The organism is Pelagibacterium sp., assembly GCF_035555455.1.
GTDB lineage: Bacteria > Pseudomonadota > Alphaproteobacteria > Rhizobiales > Devosiaceae > Pelagibacterium.
This window is the reverse complement of sequence record NZ_DATMGM010000018.1, coordinates 34,260-54,008: the sequence shown is the minus strand read 5'-3', so window position 1 is coordinate 54,008 and position 19,749 is coordinate 34,260. Positions and strand designations below refer to the sequence as shown.

Sequence of the window (19,749 nt, the reverse complement as noted above, 5' to 3'; positions counted from 1 at the left end):
TACTTCAATCGGGTATTTCGGCCCATTTCGCGCTGCAAATGGCTTGAACGCGCCAGCGGGCCGACGGGTTCACGCCAGTGGCGGAGCCCGGCCCCAGGCAAAGCCGTAGGGAGCCGAAGGCGCGGCGCGCGCAGGGGTAAAAGAGCCTGACGCCAACACGAGGATGCGTGACGCAAGAGGACCGGTTCCGACTGGCAGAAGGACGATGCCGTCATCGGCGGTATCGGCGCATATCAGGCAAAAGGCGAAGCCCGGATCGGCGCGTAGCACGGGCTTGTCGGCGCGCGCGCCATCGATCAATTCACCAGAGGCCGTGGGCAGGTGTTCGGCGGAAATCTGCTGCGCGGCGGCATGAGCCGGCCCGACAAACAGCAGCAGCGTCGCCAGAAGGCGCGCATTCCATGACAGTGTCCGGCGACCGAGCCGAAGCAATGTTCTGGTGCCGAAACGTGTCAATTGGGCTTCCGGGGTTGGCTATTGCACTTTGCTACATACGGGCCGCGCAAATCCTGGTCAATGGCGCATATGCGCAGTGCGGCAACCCGGCATGGGGCAAAGCGTCAGGCGGCTCCGTCGCCGGTGGGGGCCTTTTGCAGGCGCTCATCGGCCAGATCACGAATCTGGGTCAATTCGGTGATGGTGGTTTCAAGGTCCTTGAGCTGGCCGTGCAGCAGTTCGAGCCGTTCATCGACCTTGTCGATCAACAGTCGGACCTGGGCGGTGCGGGTTTCATCGACATCGTAGAGGCTGAGATATTCGGAAATATCGCGCAGGGAGAAGCCGAGGCGCTTGCCGCGCAATATCAGGATCAGCCGGGCGCGGTCGCGGCGGCGGAAGACCCGCGTGGCGCCGACGCGGTCGGGCGACAGCAGGCCCTTGGATTCGTAAAAGCGTATGGCGCGGGTGGAAATGCCGAACTCGCGGGCAAGATCTGCGATCGCGAACAGATCCTGCTTGCCGGCATTGTGCTTGTTCAAGGCACGGTCCTTTCGGATTTGGCGGTTTTTTCGTAGTCCTCGCGCAAATCCTTCTTGGAGAGCTTGCCGATCATGGTCTTGGGGAGTTCGTCCCTGAAAATGATCTCGCGGGGCATTTCGAGCTTGGACAGGTGGTCCCTGAGGAAGGTTTTCAGGTCGGCGGCTTTGAGGGATTCGCCGGACTTGAGCTTGACATAGGCGACGGGGGCTTCGCCGCGAACGGGATCCTTTACACCGATCACATTGGTTTCGTCGACCGCCGGGTGGCGATAAATCGCATCTTCGATGACCCGTGGATAGACGTTGAAACCGGAACAGATGATCAGATCCTTGATCCGGTCGACGAGGAAGACATAGCCGTCGGGATCGATATAGCCGACGTCGGCGGTGCGCAGATATCCGGAGCTGGTGAACGCCTCGCGGGTGGCCTGCTCGTCGTTGAAATAACCGAGCATCACCTGGGGGCCCTTGACGACAAGCTCGCCCCGCTCGCCCTGGGCAACCTCCGTGTCGGGGTCATCGAGGCTGACGAAGCGGATGTCGGTGCCGGGCAGGGGAAGGCCGATGGAGCCGGGTCTGGACGGCAGGCGCAGGGCGGCGCAGGTGACGACCGGGGAGGCTTCGGTGAGGCCGTAGCCTTCGGCCAGCACCGCCTCGGATTTGGCGCCGAACAGCTCGCGGGTTTCGTTGGGCAAGCCCGCCCCGCCGGAAATCGCCACTTCGATGGAGGAGAGCAGTTCGGCGGTGGCTTCGAGCCGGGAGCCGAGCGTGTGCAGCAGGGTGGGGACGGCGGGCAGGACGTTGGGCCGCGTGCGCTTCAGCAGCGCCAGAAAGGGCTTGAGCTCGAACCGCGGCAGCATCACCACCTGCGCGCCCGAGCACAGCGGCACATTCATGCACACGGTCATCGCGAAGATGTGGAAGAAGGGCAGAATGGCGACGATCTTGGAGGGCGGATAGAACAGACCATCCCCCCATTTGTCGATCTGGCTCATATTGGCGGCGATATTGGCGTGGCTGAGCATCGCCCCCTTGGGCACACCGGTGGTGCCGCCGGTGTATTGCTGAACCGCCACGTCGGTCAGTGGATCGATGGCGACGGGTCCGGGTTTTCTGCCCAGGGCGACCAGATCTTCGAAAAAGACCACAGACCGGGCCACCGATGATTGGGCGGGCCGGGCGAGATCGCGGCCCCGGACGAAGGGAAAGAGGAACTTCTTGAGGCCTGACAGGGCGTTGGGAAAATGGGCGACGACCAGGTGTTCGATATGGCCCTGTTCCACCAGCCGGGCGGCGTTGGGGAAGGTCGCGTTGAGATCGAGGGTGATGAGAATGCGTGCGCCGGAATTGGACACGATGTGACTCAATTCGCCCGCCGAATAGAGCGGGTTGCAATTGACCACTATGGCCCCGACCCGCAGCACGGCGAAATAGGCGATGACGTAAAACGGCGTGTTGGGCATCAGCAGCGCGACCCGATCGCCCTTCTTGACGCCGAGTTCGGTTTGCAGCGCGCCGGCCAGCGCATTGACCTGTTCGCCCAGTTGCCGGAACGAGGTGGTGGCGCCGAGGAAGTCGAGCGCTGTGGCATCGCCCATCCGCGCGCAGGAGGCCAGCAATTGTTCATGCACCGGCGTGGTGTCGATCACCGCGTCCCACTCGATGCCGGCGGGGTAGGATTCGATCCACGGATGGGTGAGATAGGCTGACTCGCTCATTGCTCTCCTCCAGGGGGGCGGGCCCTCCTCCAGGGCGGCGCCGGGTCAATCGTGAAAATATGTCACGGCCTGACGTTAGCGTCAAACGTCTGTCGCAAGGGGAGAAGCAGAAAACGCAAAGCCAATTGTGTCGATGCGCCTGATGAAACCAACGGCATTTTGCAAACGTTGTCCGGGGAAAGGGTGCCGGTGCGGGCGCTTGCGCACCGGAAATGCGCAGACTTCCGCAAGAGGCATTAGGTTGACGTTTACGTCCATGGTTGTATTCTGATGTTGCGTTGGGGTGGGTGGAACGGAGCCGCAGCAGGGAGGCTGATCAATGATTCCGGTGTTGATCGTTCTGGGTGTGGTGGCGTTCTTCGTCCTCGCCATTCGCCAATCCCCCCTGTGGCAGTGGGCGCTGGCCGCCGCGGTGATCGGCGTTCTGGCCATGTTGCGCCCGGAATACGGGGTTGCGTTTTCTACCAGTGTTGTCGGCTGGAGCGTGGCGCTGCTTCCCGCGATCATATTGGGTCTTTTGGCGCTGGCCCCGGTGCGCCGGCTGGTGATCACCGGCCCGGCCTATGGGCTGGTCAAAGCGATCCTGCCGCGCATTTCACGCACCGAGCAGGAGGCGCTCGACGCCGGGACGGTGGGCTGGGACGCGGAGCTGTTTTCGGGCCGCCCGGACTGGGACCGGCTGTTTGCCATCCGCAAGCCCGACCTCACCGAAGAAGAGCAGGCGTTTCTCGACGGGCCGTGCGAACGGGTCTGTGCGATGATCGACGATTGGGATACGCGCCATAACCGCATGGACCTGCCGCCAGAGGTGTGGAGCTTTCTCAAGGAGCAGCGGTTTTTCGGCATGCTGATCGGCAAGGAGCATGGCGGGCTAGGCTTTTCTGCGCAGGCACAAAGCCAGGTGGTGTCCAAGATCGCCTCGCGCTCGGTGGCGGCGGGCATCACCGTGATGGTGCCCAACTCGCTGGGGCCGGGGGAGTTGCTGGAGAAGTACGGAACGCCCGAACAGCAGGGCAAATATCTGCAACGGCTCGCCAGGGGCGAGGAAATCCCCTGCTTTGCGCTGACCGGAGCCCATGCCGGATCGGACGCGGCGGGCATGCGCGATGTGGGCGTCGTGACCCATGGCGAATTCGAGGGCAAGCAGGTGCTTGGGGTGCGGCTGTCCTGGGACAAGCGCTATATCACCCTCGCTCCGGTCGCGACGCTTTTGGGCGTTGCCTTTAATCTGTACGACCCCGACAACCATCTGGGCAAAGGTGAGGATGTTGGGATCACGCTGGCGCTGGTGCCCGCCGATCTGCAAGGCGTGGTGATCGGCAGGCGGCATTTCCCGGCGCGGGCGGCGTTCATGAACGGCCCGACCTCGGGCACGGATGTGTTCATCCCCATGTCCTTTCTGATTGGCGGGCCTGACTATGCCGGACAGGGCTGGCGGATGCTGATGGAGTGCCTGGCGACGGGGCGGGCCATTTCGCTGCCGGCCATCGGTACGGTATCGATCAAGGGCGCACTGCGCACCACGTCCGCCTATGCGCGCATCCGGCGGCAGTTCGGCATCGCCATCGGCATGATGGAAGGGGTCGGCGAAGCGATGGCCCGGCTGGTCAAGTCGGCCTATCTGTTTGAGGCGGCGCGGGCGATGACCGCAGCCATCGTCGATGATGGTGAAAAGCCCGCGGTGATTTCGGCGGCGCTGAAATACCGGACCACTGACGAGATGCGTCACCGTATCGATGACGCCATGGATATCCATGGCGGGCGGGCCGTGCAGGACGGGCCCTCGAACTATCTGTTTTCGGGCTATTCCAATGTTCCCGTCGCCATCACGGTGGAGGGGGCCAATATCCTGACCCGGACGCTGATCACATTCGCGCAGGGCGCGCTGCGGGCCCACCCCTATCTGCTGAGCGAAGTGCGCGCGGCGCAAAATCACGACCGGCGCGAGGGGCTGGAGGCGTTCGATATCGCCTTTGCGGGGCATATCGGCTTCATGCTGCGCAATATCACGGCGAGCTGGTTCCACAACATCACCGCCGGGCGGTTTGCCTCGACGCCGGTGGAGCATGAACTCAAGGGCTGGTATCGCGAATTGCATCGCTACAGCCAGAGTTTTGCGCTGGTGGGGGACTGGACGGTGGCGCTGCTGGGCGGCGACCTCAAGCGCAAGCAGATGCTGTCGGGGCGGATGGCGGATGTGTTTTCTGATCTCTATCTGCTGTCGGCGGCGCTCAAGCGGTTTGAAGATGACGGGCGTATGCCCGAGGACGTGGCGGTGATCCACGCCATAGCCTGCGACCGGATCGCAGCGATCCGCAAGGGGCTGGGCGAGGTGGTGGACAATTTCCCCAACCCGGCGCTGCGGTTTGTGCTGGGGGTGTTGCTGTTTCCGCTCGGGCGGCGAGTGCGGGCATCGAGCGACCGGGAGAACTTTCGGCTGGCGCGGGTGGTGCTCGGGCAATCGGTGTTTCGCGACCGGCTGACGCGCGGGGTTTATGTGACCTTCGATCCCGGCGATCGTACGGGAATGCTCGAAGATGCGCTGATCCGGGTGGAAGCGGCGGCCGAGATCGAAAAGAAGTTTTTGAGAGCCATCAAGAAGGGTGAAATCGAGCGGCGGCTGGATCGGGATGCCATTGACGATGCGCTGGCAAAAAATATCCTGACATCGGATGAAGCCGCGATCCTGCGGGCCGCAGACGAGGCCACCGATCGGGTGATCGCCGTGGATGATTTCGCGCCCGACGCGCTGGCGCGGGTGCCGCGCAAGGCGGACGATTACACCGAGGCGGCGGAATGATCGGGCAGGAACGCGGCGCGCAACGCTACGCGCAACCAATGGAGGCGGCGGTTGTCCAAGGCTGATATTCCGCAGACCCGGCACTGGCGGTTTTCCATCGATGTCGAACAGATCGGCTGGCTGACGCTCGATGTGGCCGATGCGCCGGTCAATGTGCTCAGCCGCGAGGTGATCGCGGAGCTGGAAACGCTGGTTGCCTATGTCGAGGAGCAGAGCCGGGCGGGGGACTTGCTCGGGGTGGTGCTGCTGTCGGGCAAGACCGGGTTCATCGCCGGGGCGGATATCAAGGAATTCGACCAGATGAGCGATCCGGCGGTGCTGCCGGAAGCGTTGCGGCGGACCCATGCGCTGTTGCAGCGGATCGAGGATTTGAAGGTTCCGTTCGTGTGCGGGATTTCGGGGTTTTGCGTTGGCGGCGGTCTGGAACTGGCGCTGGCGTGTCACTACCGTATCGCCGTCGATGACGAGACCACGCGGCTGGGCTTTCCCGAGGTCAATCTGGGGATTTTTCCCGGCTTTGCGGGCACCGGACGGTCGATCCGGCAGGCAGGGCCGGTCGATGCCATGCAATTGATGCTGACCGGGCGGATCGTCCGCGCACGGCAGGCGCGCAAGCTCAACCTTGTCGACCAATTGGTGCGCCATCGCGACATGCTGCGCTGGGCGGGCCGCAAGGCGGTGCTGACCAAGCGCAAATCGACACCGGCGCCGTTCGCCAAGCGGGTGATGGCGATCGGGCCGCTGCGGGCGCGCGTGGCAGCCAGGATGCGCGAGGAGACGGCCAAGAAGGTGCGCAAGGACCATTATCCCGCTCCCTATGCGCTGATCGATTTGTTCGAAAAATATGGCGACAACCCCAGGCAGATGATGGCGCATGAGGCCGAGCGGTTCGTGCCGCTGATGAGCACGCCAACCGCGCGCAATCTGCGGCGGGTGTTCTTTCTCTCCGAGAGTTTGAAAAAGCTCGGGCTCAAGGGGAAGGACAAGCCGAAATTTTCGCGCGTGCATGTGGTGGGCGCGGGGGTGATGGGCGGGGATATCGCCGCGTGGTGCGCGTTGCGCGGCATGGCGGTTACCTTGCAGGACATGGATATCGACAGGATCACGCCGGCGCTGGAGCGGGCGAAAAAGCTGTTCCAAAAGCGCCTGAAAACCCGGCAGGCGGTGAATGCCGCCATGGCGCGGCTCGAACCGGATGTGGAGGGCAAGGGTATCGCGCGGTGCGACGTGCTGATCGAAGCAGTTGTCGAAAAGCTCGATATCAAGCAGCAGATTCTGGCCGAAGCAGAAAAGCGGCTGCCGCCGCAGGCGATCATGGCGACCAACACCTCGTCGATCGAACTCGAACGCATTGCCGAGGCGCTGGAGGAACCGGCGCGGCTGATCGGGCTGCATTTCTTCAACCCGGTGGCGCAGTTGCCGCTGGTGGAGGTGGTGCGCTCGACGTTCAACCAAGACGATACGGTGCGCCGGGGGGCTTCATTTGCGCTGGCCATCGGCAAGAGCCCGGTGGTGGTGAAATCGGCACCGGGGTTCCTCGTCAACCGGGCGCTGATGCCCTACCTGCTCGAAGCGGTGGACCGGGTGGAAAAAGGCGAAAACGCTGAACAGCTCGATGCGGCGGCTGTGGCGTTCGGGATGCCGATGGGGCCGATCGAACTGATGGATACGGTCGGGCTCGATGTCGGCGCGTTCGTGGCGCGGGAGTTGGGGCAGAAAATCGCCGATGACAGCCGGTTTGCCAAGCTGATCGCCGCCGGAAAGCTGGGACGCAAGACCGGGCAGGGCTTTTACAAATGGGAGAACGGCAAGCCGATCAAGGAAAAACCGGCACCGCACGCCAATCTCGCGGGGTTGGGGCGCGATCTGGTCCAGCCGCTGGTCGACAGCGCCGAGGTGATCGTCGCCGATGGCGTGGTGGACAGTGCGGACATGGCCGATATCGGCATGATCCTGGGCACGGGGTTTGCCCCGTTCATGGGCGGGCCGATTCAGGCGCGTCACGACGGGAGGGCGTGAGATGGACAGGACGCTGCGCAGGGTCGCTATTGTCGGCTCCAGCCGGATTCCGTTTTGCCGGGCCTATAGCGGCTACGAGAATGAAACCAACCTCTCGATGCTGGCAACAGCGCTGGGCGGGCTGGCCGAGCGATATGGGCTCAAAGGCGAGCGGGTGGGGGAAGTGGTGGCCGGATCGGTGATCTCCCATAGCCGCGATTTCAATCTGGCCCGCGAGGCGCTGCTCGACGCGGAGCTATCGCCCAAGACGCCGGGGACCAGTTTGCAGATTGCGTGTGGCACCTCGCTGCAGGCGGCGCTGATGCTGGGCGCCAAGATCGCCACGGGTGAAATCGACAGTGGCATCGCCGGGGGCTCGGACACGGTGAGCGACAGCCCGGTGGTGCTTGGCCCGAAGATGCAAAAGCGGATGATCGCCCTGTCGCGGGCGCGCACTGTCGGAGAACGGCTGGCGGCCTTCAAGGGATTCAGCCTTGGGGAGATTGCCCCGGTGGCCCCCTCGACCCAGGAGCCGCGCACGGGGCTGTCGATGGGCGAGCATTGCGAATTGATGGCCCGGCACTGGGGCATTTCGCGCGAGGCGCAGGACCTTTTGGCGCTGCGCAGCCACCAGAACGCAGCCGCGGCCTGGGAGGCGGGCTTTCATGACGACCTGACGGTGCCCTGTGCGGGCATCTACAAGGACAACAATATCCGCCCCGATACCAGCCTTGAAAAGATGGCGACGATGAAGCCGGCGTTCGACAAGCGCTCGGGCAAGGGGACGCTGACCGCCGCCAATTCCACACCGCTGACCGATGGAGCCGCCTCGGTGCTGCTGGCCAGCGAGGACTGGGCGCGGGAGCGGGACCTGCCGGTGCTGGCCTGGCTGACCATGGGGGCGGTGTCGGCCAATGACTTTGCGCATGGGGACGGGCTGTTGATGGCCCCGACCCAGGCGGTGTCGGACCTGATGCGGCGGAGCGGGCTTGGTTTTGACGATATCGACCTGTTCGAGCTGCACGAGGCGTTTGCCGCGCAGGTGCTGTGCACCCTCGCTGCGTTTGAGGATGAAGATTACAATCGAGACGTTCTGGGGCGGGAGGAGCCGTTGGGGCCGGTGCCGGTGGACAAGCTCAACATATTCGGGTCATCGCTCGCCTATGGCCATCCGTTCGCAGCAACCGGCGCGCGGATATTGGGAATGACGGCCAAGATGTTGAATACGCAAGAAAAAGACAGAGCATTGATCTCGGTCTGTACTGCCGGTGGAATGGGCGTTGCCGCCCTCGTGGAGCGGGCCAATTAATGCTTGTCAAATCCGCTGGGCCAAGGATAGGCTCGCTGTCCAGATCAACGGGAAGACTTCCCTGTTTAATCTAGCATTTGAGTTGTTCCGTTTGAAAAGAGAACAACCGAACGGCGGGAAATACATCAAGGTAAAAGGAAGGAGATAATCATCATGCATTTCGGAAAGGTCCTCAGGGGCGGCCTACTGTCGGGCCTCATGGCCATGGCAATGTCCGGTTCCGCCCTGGCCGTGACCCTCAATCTGCACAATGGCGGCGACCCGCGCACGCTCGATCCGCATCAGGTGTCGGGCAACTGGGAAGACCGGCCGGTCAGTGACTATATCGAAGGTCTGATGACCATCGACCCCATGGGCGAGCCCGTGCTGGGACAGGCCGCATCCTATGACGTATCCGAGGATGGCCTCGTCTATACCTTTACGCTGCGCGACGACGCCATGTGGTCGGACGGAACGCCGGTGACGGCGCGCGACTTCGTGCTGGGCGCCCAGCGCCTGCAAGACCCGGCCAAGGCCGCCGACTACGCGTATCTGATGCATTTCATCAAGAACGCCGAGGCGATCAACTCGGGTGAAATCGCCGATTTCGATGAATTGGGCGTCAAGGCGCTCGATGACAAGACCGTCGAGATCACGCTCAACGCGCCGACGCCATATTTCCTTGGCGCGCTGGCCCACTACACCGCCTATCCCGTTCCGGCCCATGTGGTCGACGAAGCCGGTGATCAGTGGACGACGATGGCCAATATCGTCGGCAACGCCGCGTATGTGCCGGTCGAATGGGTGCCGGGCTCGTTTGTGCGCTCGGTCAAGAACGACAATTATTACGATGCGGCCAATGTGCAGATCGACGAAGTGATCTACCACATCACCGAAGACGATAACGCAGCGCTCAACCGCTATCGCGCGGGCGAATTCGACATTCTGTCGAGCTTCCCGGCGGACCAGTATCAGCTGTTGCAGGACCAGTATCCGGGCGAGGCGCATGTCGCTCCGTTCCTTGGCGTTTACTACTACGTCATGAACCAGACCGATCCGGCCCTGGCCGACGTGCGGGTGCGCGAAGCGCTGTCGATCTCGCTCAACCGCGAAGTGATCGGGCCCGACGTTCTGGGCACCGGCGAATTGCCCGCCTATGGCTGGGTGCCGCCGGGCACGTCCAACTATGAGGGCGAAGACTATCTGCCCGATTGGGCCAGCGAGGATTACGGATCGCGTATCGAGCGGGCAAAAGGCCTGATGGAAGAAGCGGGCTATGGCTCCGACAATCCGCTGCACCTGCAACTGCGCTACAACACCAACGAGAACCACCGCCGGATCGCCGTGGCCATCGGGGCGATGTGGGAGCAGATCGGGGTGAGCATGGAGCTGTTCAACGCCGAAGTCGGTCCCCACTATGACGCCTTGCAGGCGGGTGACTTCCAGATCGGCCGCGCTGGCTGGCTGATGGACTATGACGACGCGTCCAACATGCTCGACCTGCTCAAGTCCGGCGTTCCGCAGGGCGACGGCATCAACTGGGGCAACAACTACGGCCGCTATTCCAACGCCGATTACGATGCCCTGCTGGCCCAGGCTGCGACCGAACTCGACCTTGAGGTTCGGGCCGGGCTGATGCACGAGGCCGAGGCGATCGCCATGGACGAGTTCGGCGTGCTGCCGATCTACTTCTATGTTTCCAAATGGGTGGTGTCGCCCAGCGTGTCCGGGTTCGAGGACAACGCCGTGGACCGCCACCTCGTGCGGTACATGTCCAAGGACGAATAGGACCCAACCGTGCCACCGGTGATCCCGGTGGCACGGATTCCCACGTGATTTGCCGCCGATAACCTCACGCCGCCGGCGGCTCGCAAGAGACGCAGTCTGCTTGTCGGCATGACGGGAATTTCTGATGCTCACATATGTCCTGCGCCGGATCATCTCTATTGTACCGGTGGCTTTCATCGCCATTACGGCGTGCTTTTTCATCCTGCGTCTGGCGCCCGGGGGACCGTTCGACCAGGAACGCGCGCTGCCGCCAGCCATCCTGCGCAATCTGCGGGCGGCCTACGATCTCGATCAGCCGCTGATCGTGCAGTATTTCCTCTATATCGGGCGCTTGCTGCGCTTTGATCTGGGCCCGTCCATGGTGGTGCAGGACTTCACCGTCTCGCAACTGCTCACGCTTGGATTGCCGTTCACCATCATGCTGGGCATGTCGGCGTTCATCATCGCGACGCTGATCGGCATGCTGGCGGGGATCATTGCCGCCGTGCAGCAAAACCGCTGGCCGGACTACGTGCTGGTGCTGGTGGTGATGATCGGGCTGATCGTGCCCAACTTCCTCATGGGCAGCATCTTGCAGCTGCTGTTCGGGGTGTACCTCAAATGGCTGCCCGCCGGGGGATGGCGGGCGGGCTCGATGGCCCATCTGGTCATGCCGATCACGGTACTGGCCTGGCCGCATGCGGCGCGGATATCGCGGCTGATGCGCGGGTCGATGATCGAGGTTCTGGGCAGCAATTATGTGCGGACGGCGCGGGCGAAAGGGCTGGGGCAGCGGCTGGTGCTGGCGCGCCACGCCATCAAGCCGGCGCTTATTCCGGTGGTGTCCTATCTGGGGCCGGGCCTTTCGTATCTGCTCACCGGATCGCTGATCGTCGAGCAGATTTTCGGCCTGCCCGGGATTGGCCGGTATTTCATCAACGCCGCGCTGAGCCGTGACTACGGGCTCGTTCTGGGGACGGTGATCCTCTACATGGCGATTATCCTGCTGCTCAATCTGCTGGTCGATCTCGCCTATGCCTGGCTCGATCCCAAGGTGAGGTATCGCTGATGGCCGGAATTACCCATAAAGACGAGACCCTGTCGCGTTATGCGGAAGACCTCGCCGGTGAAGGCCCCAAGGGGCGCTCGCTGACCGAAGACGCGTTGCGGCGGCTGTTCACCAACAAGGCCGCGCTGATCTCGCTGATCGTCGTGGCGCTGATCGTGCTGATCGCGTTTATCGGGCCGTATTTCGTGCCGTGGCATTACTCCACCGTCGACTGGACCGCGATCCGCAAGCCGCCCGATTTCGAAAAGCTGCACTATCTGGGAACCGACCAGAACGGGCGCGATCTGCTGGCCCGGCTGTTGCAGGGCACCCAGATGAGCCTGATCGTGGCGGCGGTGGCGACGCTGGTGTCGGTGGTCATCGGCATCGTCTATGGCGCGGTGGCCGGATATTTCGGCGGCCGGGTCGACGCGGTGATGATGCGGTTTGTCGACATCATGTATGCGCTGCCCTACATCCTGTTCGTCATCATCCTCGTGGTGATCTTCGGGCGCTCGCCGGTGCTGCTGTTTGTCGGTATCGGGGCGATTGAATGGCTGACCATGGCGCGGATCGTGCGCGGGCAGACGCTGAGTCTCAAGGAACGAGAGTTTATCGAGGCGGCGCGGGCCAGCGGGGCCAAGCCCTTCACCATCATCATGCGCCATATCGTGCCCAACCTCGCCGGGCCGGTGGTGATCTATGCGACGCTGACCATTCCCGAAATCATCATCACCGAAAGTTTCCTGTCGTATCTGGGCCTCGGCATCCAGGAGCCGCAGACCTCGCTGGGCACCCTGATCTCGGAAGGGGCGCAGGTGATCGAGGTGATGCCGTGGCTGCTGGTGGCGCCAGCCATCATGCTCGTGCTGCTGTTGTTGTGCCTGTCCTATATCGGGGACGGGCTGCGTGATGCGCTTGATCCAAAGGACCGCTGACATGGGGGAAACCGTACTCGAAGTCAGGGATTTGTCGGTCACGTTCCAATTGCACGATCGCGAAGTGCAGGCGGTGCGGGAGATGAACTTCTCGCTCAAGGCCGGGGAGACGCTGGCGGTCGTGGGGGAAAGCGGATCGGGCAAGAGCCAGGCGTTTCTGTCGATCATGGGCCTGCTGGCCCGCAACGGGCGAGCGACGGGCAGCGCCAGGATCGACGGCAAGGAACTGGTGGGCATGCGATCGAGCGATCTCGATGCCATCAGAGGCAAGGACATCGCGATGATCTTCCAGGATCCGATGACCTCGCTCAATCCCTATATGCGGATTGCCGACCAGATGATCGAAGTGCTGGTGCGGCACCAGAATGCGAGCCGCAAGGAAGCGCTGGAGCGCTCGGAAGCGATGCTGCGCAGCGTGCATCTGCCCGACGCCAAACGCGTCATCCGGGCCTATCCGCATGAATTATCGGGGGGACAACGCCAGCGGGTGATGATCGCCATGGCGCTGCTATGCGAACCCAAGGTGCTGTTTGCCGATGAACCAACCACGGCGCTCGACGTGACGGTGCAGGCGCAGATGCTGAGCCTGTTCGAAGAACTGACCGACAAGTTCAACACCGCGCTGGTGATGATCACCCATGATCTGGGGGTGGTGGCGGGGCTCGCCGACACCATGATGGTGATGTATGCGGGGCGGGCGGTGGAAAAGGGCACGGTGGACGAGTTGTTCTACAGCCCGCGCCATCCCTATACGCTGGGACTGCTGCATTCGACGCCGCGGGGCGATAACAAGCGACGGCGTCTCGATCCAATCAAGGGCATGCCGCCCAATTTGACCAATCTGCCGTCCGGATGCTCCTTCCATCCCAGATGCGAATTCAAAACCGAAATCTGCCTGCAGAAGAGACCGGCGCTGGAGCCGCGCACCGATGGCCGGATTTCGGCCTGCCACCATGACGACGCCGTCAAGAATGCCAATGAAAAGGTTGCCTGATGAGTGATCCAGCGGGCGTGTTGCTCAATGTCGAGAACCTGACGAAGCGGTTCGCCATCGATGCGGGGCTGTTCCGCAAGCCGGCCATTCTCACCGCCGTCAACGATGTGAGCTTTACGGTCAACCGGGGCGAAACGCTGGGGATCGTCGGGGAATCGGGATGCGGGAAGTCCACGCTGGGGCGCTGCATTCTGCAATTGATCCCGCCCGACGAGGGCAAGGTCGTCTGGATGGGGCGGGACCTGACCGAGCTCAAGAAAGAGGAGATGCGCCGCACGCGGCAGGACCTCCAGATCATCTTTCAGGACCCGCTGGCCTCGCTCAACCCCCGGATGACGGTGGGCGAGATCATCAGCGACCCGTTGCGGACGCTGCGGCCCGACATGAGCCGCGCCCAGCGCCGCGAGCGTGTGCGCGAGGTGATGGACGCGGTGGGGCTGTTGCCGGAAATGGTCAACCGCTATCCGCACGAGTTTTCGGGCGGGCAGGCGCAGAGAATCGGGATTGCGCGGGCGCTGGCCACAGAGCCCAAGCTGATCTTGTGCGACGAACCGGTCTCGGCGCTCGACGTCTCGATCCAGGCCCAGATTCTGAACCTGCTTGCCGACCTCAAGGAGGAGTTCGGGCTGACGCTGATTTTCATCAGCCACGACCTGTCGGTGGTGCGCCACGTTTCCGACCGCATCCTCGTCTTGTATCTGGGCCGGATCGCGGAACTCGCCGACAGCGAGACGCTCTATAACGCGCCGCGCCATCCCTATACGCGGGCGCTGCTGACCGCGGTGCCGATTGCCGACCCCATCCGGGCGCGGGAGCATTCCATCGAAGGGCTGGAGGGCGAAATCCCGTCGCCGATCAATCCGCCATCGGGATGCTTTTTCCGCACGCGCTGTCCCTATGCCATCGACCGGTGCGCCCAGGTCGTGCCGCCGCTGGAGATGGCCGATACCGGCTCGGAGGTGGCGTGTATCCGGTGGGAGGACATTGTCGCCGATCCGGACGCGGCAAGAACGCGCGCGCGCAACTGAAACCGGGGGTTGAAAATCTGTTGGCGGGCGCGGGGAGTCGCGTTGACAGGCAGGGCCTTTGCCCTTATGTTCCGGGCAATTGTTTCGCGGTGCCTTGAGCCCCGCCGATCTTTTATTGCCCGAGGATAAAAATGAAAATCCGCAACTCGCTCAAGGCGCTCATGACCCGTCACCGGGACAACAAGCTGGTTCGCCGTCGTGGCCGCGTCTATATCATCAACAAATCCAACAAGCGCATGAAGGCCCGCCAGGGTTGATTGCAGTTTGATCGGACTGAAAAAAGGCTCGCTTCGGCGGGCCTTTTTTGTTGCGCGCGGCGGGGATGGGGGCGGCGGCGTTTTGCGGGCGCTGAGGAAAGAGCGGGAGCGCTGGTGTGTACTGGATCCCGGATCAAGTCCGGGATGACAGCGGTGGGGGTGGGCAGGCGAGGGGGCGAGCGCGGGAAAGGGGTGGGCGCGCGGGGGCTTTAAGGGGCGTGGGTGTTGGCAGAGCCTTGGTGCACCCCTCGTGCCCTGCCATGCGAGCATAGCTCGCATGGCCTTTTCGCCGCCAATCGTGCCAAGGGCACGATTGGTTCGGTTCGAAGTCTCACTCAGGAGGGGAGAAGGGGACTCGCTTTGTGGGTGCTGGGGTCAGGAACCGCCGGCGCCGTCCTGTCCGACAAAGGCGATGCGCAGCATGTTGGTCGCGCCGGGGGTGCCCAGCGGCACGCCAGCGGTGATGGCGACGCGGTCGCCGGGGCGGGCGAGGCCTTCGATATAGGCAATCGAACAGGCCCGATCGACCATGTCGTCGAGCGAAATGGCGTCCTCGGTCTGCACGCAATGCAGGCCCCAGACGATCGAAAGCCGCCGCACTGTCGAGACCTTCGGCGAGAGGGCGATGATGGGCTTGTTGGGACGCTCGCGGCTGGCGCGAATGCCGGTGGAACCCGACGAGGTGTAGGTGACGATCGCAGCCAGATCGAGGGTCTCGGCGACCTGACGGGTGGCAGCGGAAATGGCGTCGGCGGCGGTGGCTTCGGGCTCGGTCGCCTGAGCGCGGATGATGCCGGGATACAGCACGTCCTGCTCAACCGCTTCGGCAATGCGGTTCATGGTGGTGACGGCCTGCACCGGATAGGAGCCCGAGGCGCTTTCGGCCGAAAGCATGACCGCATCGGCGCCTTCGAAAACAGCGATCGAAACGTCGGACACTTCGGCGCGGGTCGGCACCGGGGCGGTGATCATGGATTCGAGCATCTGGGTGGCAACCACCACGGGCTTGCCCAGACGACGGCAGGTGCGGGTGATGCGCTTTTGCAGTCCGGGGACCGATTCGAGGGGCATTTCCACGCCAAGGTCGCCACGGGCGATCATGATAGCGTCGGACAGCCGGATGATCTCTTCGAGCCGGTCGATGGCCTGGGGCTTTTCGATCTTGGCGAGCACGCCGGCGCGGCCCTGAACGATCTTGCGCACTTCGATCATGTCTTCGGGGCGCTGGACGAACGACAGGGCGATCCAGTCGATCTCTTCCTTGAGTGCGGCCTGAAGATCGTCGCGGTCCTTGTCGGTGAGCACACCCACCGAGAGCATGGTGTCGGGCAGCGACACGCCCTTGCGGTCCGAGAGCTTGCCGCCATAGACGACGGTGGTGTTGATCGCCTCGGGAGAGGTGGCGGAAACGCGCAGTTCGATCTTGCCGTCATCGAGCAACAGCCGGTCTCCGGCCTTGACGGACGAAAAGATTTCCGGATGCGGCAGGAACACCCGGGCCTTGTCGCCGGGGGTTTCGGAGGCGTCGAGGGTAAACGTTTCGCCCTTGGCGAGCATCACCGAACCATCGGCAAAGGCGCCGATGCGCAGCTTGGGACCCTGAAGGTCGACAAGAATGCCGATGGGGTAACGCACGACACGCTCGACATCGCGAATCCGGGCGACGGTGTTGCGCATCACGTCATGGCTGGCATGGCTCATGTTGATGCGGAAAACGTCGGCTCCGGCGCGTACGAGTTCCTCGATAACCTTGGGGTCGTCCGAAGCGGGGCCAAGTGTTGCGACGATCTTGACGCGGCGCGATCTTTTCATTGCGGATCCAGACTGGTTGAATTGTTTTCGGTCAATTGCATCGTCCAATCGGGACGATCCTGGGTGTCGATCTCAAAAAAGCCGGTGCGTTCATAACCGCGCGCCAGGCAATCCTCGACCCCGAATATGGTGAAGCTGGCGTCCTGGGTGCACATGAAGACGGACCCGTCCCATGCGCCGCCCACGACGTCATCGACAGCGTGTAAATAATAATAGCGGGCGGTCAATTCGCCCTGGAAAACCGTGGTGCAGGCCTGCGGTCCGGCGACCCACCAGCCCTCCGATTGCCAGCCCGATTCCGCGCGATATCCGAAAGCGATGGAAATCGTGCCCTGGGTCTGGTTGCAGACGCGCAAATCGGCAAGCGCGGGCTGTGGCAAAGCCAGCGTGGCGGGCAGCATCACAAGGGCGGCGATCGCGAGGGAGCGGAGCATGGACGACACGGGCCTGGGTGGCGAGGATGATACGATTGCGATGACGTTTCTGGGCAAGGGGCCGTTAGATGTCAATGGGCTGCGGGCTTCATGCTATTATAGGGCCAACTGCGACGCCGGAATGACCAAGCAGAGGATCGGCCCGGCCATTATGCCGTGCGTGGGAACCGGTTGTGGGATTTTTCCGGCGAGCCTTGAAGTTGCCGCCCCAATGGGATTGAAAGGGCCGGTGGGCCGGACCGTCACCTGCCGAGTCGGGCGGTGGCGCTGGCCCGATCCTGTCTTGCGCTCGCCGCGGAGCAACCAAGGGTGGTCCTCAGCTTCCGGGCGCTTTTTAAAACACTTCGGAATGGAAAGAGTTAAGTCATGGCTGACAACGGCATAGCGCGCGATCAGTTGCGCGCCTTCATCGAACGGATCGAGCGGCTGGAAGAAGAAAAGAAGGCCATTTCCGACGATATCAAGGAAGTCTATGCCGAAGCCAAGGGATCCGGGTTCGATACCAAGGCCATGCGCGAGATCGTGCGGATCCGTAAGCAGGATCGCAATGAGCGGGCCGAGCAGGAAGCGATCCTCGATCTGTACATGCACGCGCTGGGTATGGCCGATCCCGGCTCGCAGGCTGAATACGACGACGCTAATTAGTATAGCAGACGGGCTCTGAAGATCAGAGCCCGTCGAGGCCGGCGGCCCGGAGCACCTGGGCCGCGTGGGTCTCATCGCCCAGAGCGGTGAGGGCCGTCGCGACGATCCCGTTGCGATCGAGACCCGCCTGAGCGTACATGTCGTCCTGGCCGGACTGTTCGAAATAGCGGTCGGGCATGACCAGGGGACGGAATTTGAGCCCGTGGTCGAGCAGGCCAAGTTGGCTGAGCCGGGTCGCCACATGGGACCCGAAGCCGCCGATGGCCCCTTCTTCAACCGTGATCAGCACCGCGTGTTCGCGCGCCAGCCGGGCCAGCAGCTCTTCATCAAGCGGCTTGGCGAAGCGGGCATCGGCGACGGTGGTGGAAAACCCGCTCGCGCCGAGGGTTTCGGCGGCAGAAAGGCACTCCGCCAGACGCGTACCGAACGAGAGCAGCGCAACTGTGGTGCCTTCGCGCAGCACCCGGCCCTTGCCGATGTCGAGTGGTATGCCGCGATCGGGCATCTCGACGCCCATGCCTTCGCCACGCGGGTAGCGGAAGGCAATCGGGCCTTCATCATAGGCGGCGGCGGTGGCCACCATATGGCGCAATTCGGCTTCATCGCCGGCGGCCATCACCACCATGCCGGGCAGGGTGGCGAGATAGGCGACGTCGAACGAGCCCGCATGGGTGGAACCATCGGCCCCGACATAGCCTGCACGGTCGATCGGGAAGCGGACGGGCAGATGCTGGATCGCCACGTCGTGGACCACCTGATCGTAGGCGCGCTGCAGGAAGGTGGAATAGATGGCGCAGAATGGCTTGAGCCCTTCGGTGGCCAGCCCGGCGGCAAAGGTTACCGCGTGCTGTTCGGCGATGCCGACATCGAAGGTGCGGTCGGGGAAACGCTTGGCGAAGGTGTCGAGCCCGGTGCCCGAGGGCATAGCAGCGGTGATCGCCACGATGGCGTCATCGCGCTCGGCCTCGGCGACGAGACTGTCGGCGAATACGGAGGTGTATGAGGGCGCATTGGACGGCGTCTTGGCCTGCGCGCCGGTGATGACGTTGAACTTTGAGACGCCGTGATATTTGTCGGACGCAGCTTCGGCGGGGGCGTAGCCCTTGCCCTTCTGGGTAACGACATGGATCAGGATCGGGCCGTTTTCGGCGTCGCGCACATTGCGCAGCACCGGCAGGAGGTGGTCGAGATTGTGTCCGTCGATGGGGCCGACATAGTAAAAGCCCAGCTCTTCGAACATGGTGCCGCCGGTCCAGAAGCCCCGGGCGTATTCCTCGGTCTTGCGGGCCTTGTCCTTGATGAAGGGCGGCATCACGGTTTCGACAAATTGCTTGGCGGCCTCGCGCAGGCCGCGATAGGCCGGGCCAGAAACCAGTCGCGCCAGATAGGCGCTCATCGCCCCGGTGGGGGGAGCGATGGACATGTCGTTGTCATTGAGGATGACGATCAGCCGCGCATCCATGGCCCCGGCATTGTTCATGGCCTCATAGGCCATGCCCGCCGAGATCGCGCCGTCGCCGATTACCGCGATGACATTGCGCTTTTCACCCCGCAGGGCGGAACCGACCGCCATGCCGAGACCGGCGGAAATCGAGGTCGAGGAATGGCCCGCGCCGAACGGGTCGTAGGGGCTTTCATCGCGCTTGGTGAAGCCCGACAGGCCCCCCTTCTGGCGCAAGGTGCGGATGCGGTCGCGGCGTCCGGTGAGCACTTTGTGGGGATAGGCCTGATGGCCGACATCCCAGATGATCCGATCGTGGGGCGTATCGAAAATGTGGTGCAGGGCGACCGTCAATTCGACCACGCCCAGACCGGCGCCCAGATGCCCGCCGGTGACCGAAACCGCATCGATCACCTCGGCGCGCAATTCAGTGGCGAGTTGGTTCAGGTCCTCGCGCTTCAGCCTCTTGAGATCGGCTGGAGAGCCGATGGTGTCGAGGAGGGGCGTGGCAGATTTTTCAGACACTTCGGTTGCCTTGTGAACGCAGTGTGACGGCCCGGCGGCCTGTGCCTGATGTAGTCAGGTCACGCCCTTTTGGCAACCA

At 63.2% G+C, this 19,749-nt stretch carries 16 protein-coding genes; 10 read left to right on the top strand and 6 right to left on the bottom strand.

What is annotated here, in order from left to right; all coding sequences use genetic code 11:
• Positions 1-69: 69 nt before the first annotated feature.
• The 3 genes from VNS12_RS03175 to VNS12_RS03165 form a co-directional block, all read right to left on the bottom strand.
• A complete protein-coding gene (locus tag VNS12_RS03175) occupies positions 70-456 on the bottom strand; it encodes a hypothetical protein (protein ID WP_325486392.1) in 387 nt (128 codons plus the stop codon).
• 104 nt (positions 457-560) lie between these two features.
• Positions 561-977, bottom strand: coding sequence for a MerR family transcriptional regulator (locus tag VNS12_RS03170; protein WP_325486391.1), 417 nt, complete (start codon positions 975-977; stop codon positions 561-563).
• Positions 974-2,695 (bottom strand): long-chain-fatty-acid--CoA ligase, encoded by a 1,722-nt coding sequence (locus tag VNS12_RS03165; RefSeq protein ID WP_325486390.1) that lies wholly within the window; start codon positions 2,693-2,695, stop codon positions 974-976. The genes VNS12_RS03170 and VNS12_RS03165 overlap by 4 nt, the downstream gene beginning before the upstream one ends.
• A gap of 319 nt (positions 2,696-3,014) precedes the next feature.
• Here VNS12_RS03165 and VNS12_RS03160 point away from each other — a divergent pair, with 319 nt between their 5' ends.
• From VNS12_RS03160 to ykgO, 9 genes are all read left to right on the top strand, one after another.
• Positions 3,015-5,495, top strand: a complete 2,481-nt coding sequence (locus VNS12_RS03160) for an acyl-CoA dehydrogenase (protein WP_325486389.1) — start codon at positions 3,015-3,017, stop codon at positions 5,493-5,495.
• Positions 5,496-5,546: 51 nt separating this feature from the next.
• Positions 5,547-7,514, top strand: a complete 1,968-nt coding sequence (locus VNS12_RS03155) for a 3-hydroxyacyl-CoA dehydrogenase NAD-binding domain-containing protein (protein WP_325486388.1) — start codon at positions 5,547-5,549, stop codon at positions 7,512-7,514.
• A gap of 1 nt (position 7,515) precedes the next feature.
• The gene (locus VNS12_RS03150; RefSeq protein WP_325486387.1) at positions 7,516-8,802 is read left to right on the top strand and encodes an acetyl-CoA C-acetyltransferase; all 1,287 of its coding nucleotides are present in this window, start codon (positions 7,516-7,518) and stop codon (positions 8,800-8,802) included.
• 153 nt (positions 8,803-8,955) lie between these two features.
• The gene (locus tag VNS12_RS03145; protein ID WP_325486386.1) at positions 8,956-10,569 is read left to right on the top strand and encodes a peptide ABC transporter substrate-binding protein; all 1,614 of its coding nucleotides are present in this window, start codon (positions 8,956-8,958) and stop codon (positions 10,567-10,569) included.
• Between the two features lie 124 nt (positions 10,570-10,693).
• Positions 10,694-11,617, top strand: a complete 924-nt coding sequence (locus VNS12_RS03140; protein WP_325486385.1) for an ABC transporter permease — start codon at positions 10,694-10,696, stop codon at positions 11,615-11,617.
• Entirely contained in the window at positions 11,617-12,534 is a 918-nt protein-coding gene (locus VNS12_RS03135) for an ABC transporter permease (RefSeq protein WP_325486384.1), read from the top strand. Before VNS12_RS03140 ends, VNS12_RS03135 begins: the two co-directional genes overlap by 1 nt.
• Position 12,535: 1 nt before the next feature.
• Positions 12,536-13,528 carry an ABC transporter ATP-binding protein gene (locus tag VNS12_RS03130; protein ID WP_325486383.1) on the top strand — a complete coding sequence of 331 codons (993 nt, stop codon included), beginning with the start codon at positions 12,536-12,538 and terminating at the stop codon, positions 13,526-13,528.
• Entirely contained in the window at positions 13,528-14,556 is a 1,029-nt protein-coding gene (locus VNS12_RS03125; protein ID WP_325486382.1) for an ABC transporter ATP-binding protein, read from the top strand. Before VNS12_RS03130 ends, VNS12_RS03125 begins: the two co-directional genes overlap by 1 nt.
• 131 nt (positions 14,557-14,687) lie before the next feature.
• Positions 14,688-14,813 (top strand): type B 50S ribosomal protein L36, encoded by a 126-nt coding sequence (ykgO, locus tag VNS12_RS03120; protein WP_325486381.1) that lies wholly within the window; start codon positions 14,688-14,690, stop codon positions 14,811-14,813.
• 375 nt (positions 14,814-15,188) lie between these two features.
• Here ykgO and pyk read toward each other — a convergent pair whose 3' ends face one another.
• A complete protein-coding gene (gene pyk, locus VNS12_RS03115; RefSeq protein ID WP_325486380.1) occupies positions 15,189-16,625 on the bottom strand; it encodes a pyruvate kinase in 1,437 nt (478 codons plus the stop codon).
• Complete coding sequence (locus VNS12_RS03110; protein ID WP_325486379.1) at positions 16,622-17,059, bottom strand: DUF1036 domain-containing protein; 438 nt, start codon at positions 17,057-17,059, stop codon at positions 16,622-16,624. The genes pyk and VNS12_RS03110 overlap by 4 nt, the downstream gene beginning before the upstream one ends.
• Positions 17,060-17,425: 366 nt before the next feature.
• Between VNS12_RS03110 and VNS12_RS03105 the strand changes: the two genes are divergently transcribed.
• Positions 17,426-17,704 carry a DUF2312 domain-containing protein gene (locus VNS12_RS03105; protein WP_325486378.1) on the top strand — a complete coding sequence of 93 codons (279 nt, stop codon included), beginning with the start codon at positions 17,426-17,428 and terminating at the stop codon, positions 17,702-17,704.
• A 22-nt stretch (positions 17,705-17,726) separates the two neighbouring features.
• Here the strand turns inward: VNS12_RS03105 and dxs are convergent, their stop codons facing one another.
• Positions 17,727-19,670 carry a 1-deoxy-D-xylulose-5-phosphate synthase gene (gene dxs, locus VNS12_RS03100; RefSeq protein ID WP_325486377.1) on the bottom strand — a complete coding sequence of 648 codons (1,944 nt, stop codon included), beginning with the start codon at positions 19,668-19,670 and terminating at the stop codon, positions 17,727-17,729.
• Positions 19,671-19,749: the final 79 nt, after the last annotated feature.

Coding starts and splice junctions, on each gene's coding strand:
- VNS12_RS03165 (WP_325486390.1), bottom strand. CDS start 2,695: ATGAGCGAGTCAGCCTATCTCACCCATCCGTGGATCGAATCCTACCCC.
- VNS12_RS03160 (WP_325486389.1), top strand. CDS start 3,015: ATGATTCCGGTGTTGATCGTTCTGGGTGTGGTGGCGTTCTTCGTCCTC.
- VNS12_RS03150 (WP_325486387.1), top strand. CDS start 7,516: ATGGACAGGACGCTGCGCAGGGTCGCTATTGTCGGCTCCAGCCGGATT.
- VNS12_RS03145 (WP_325486386.1), top strand. CDS start 8,956: ATGCATTTCGGAAAGGTCCTCAGGGGCGGCCTACTGTCGGGCCTCATG.
- VNS12_RS03140 (WP_325486385.1), top strand. CDS start 10,694: ATGCTCACATATGTCCTGCGCCGGATCATCTCTATTGTACCGGTGGCT.
- VNS12_RS03135 (WP_325486384.1), top strand. CDS start 11,617: ATGGCCGGAATTACCCATAAAGACGAGACCCTGTCGCGTTATGCGGAA.
- VNS12_RS03130 (WP_325486383.1), top strand. CDS start 12,536: ATGGGGGAAACCGTACTCGAAGTCAGGGATTTGTCGGTCACGTTCCAA.
- VNS12_RS03125 (WP_325486382.1), top strand. CDS start 13,528: ATGAGTGATCCAGCGGGCGTGTTGCTCAATGTCGAGAACCTGACGAAG.
- ykgO (WP_325486381.1), top strand. CDS start 14,688: ATGAAAATCCGCAACTCGCTCAAGGCGCTCATGACCCGTCACCGGGAC.
- pyk (WP_325486380.1), bottom strand. CDS start 16,625: ATGAAAAGATCGCGCCGCGTCAAGATCGTCGCAACACTTGGCCCCGCT.
- VNS12_RS03110 (WP_325486379.1), bottom strand. CDS start 17,059: ATGCTCCGCTCCCTCGCGATCGCCGCCCTTGTGATGCTGCCCGCCACG.
- VNS12_RS03105 (WP_325486378.1), top strand. CDS start 17,426: ATGGCTGACAACGGCATAGCGCGCGATCAGTTGCGCGCCTTCATCGAA.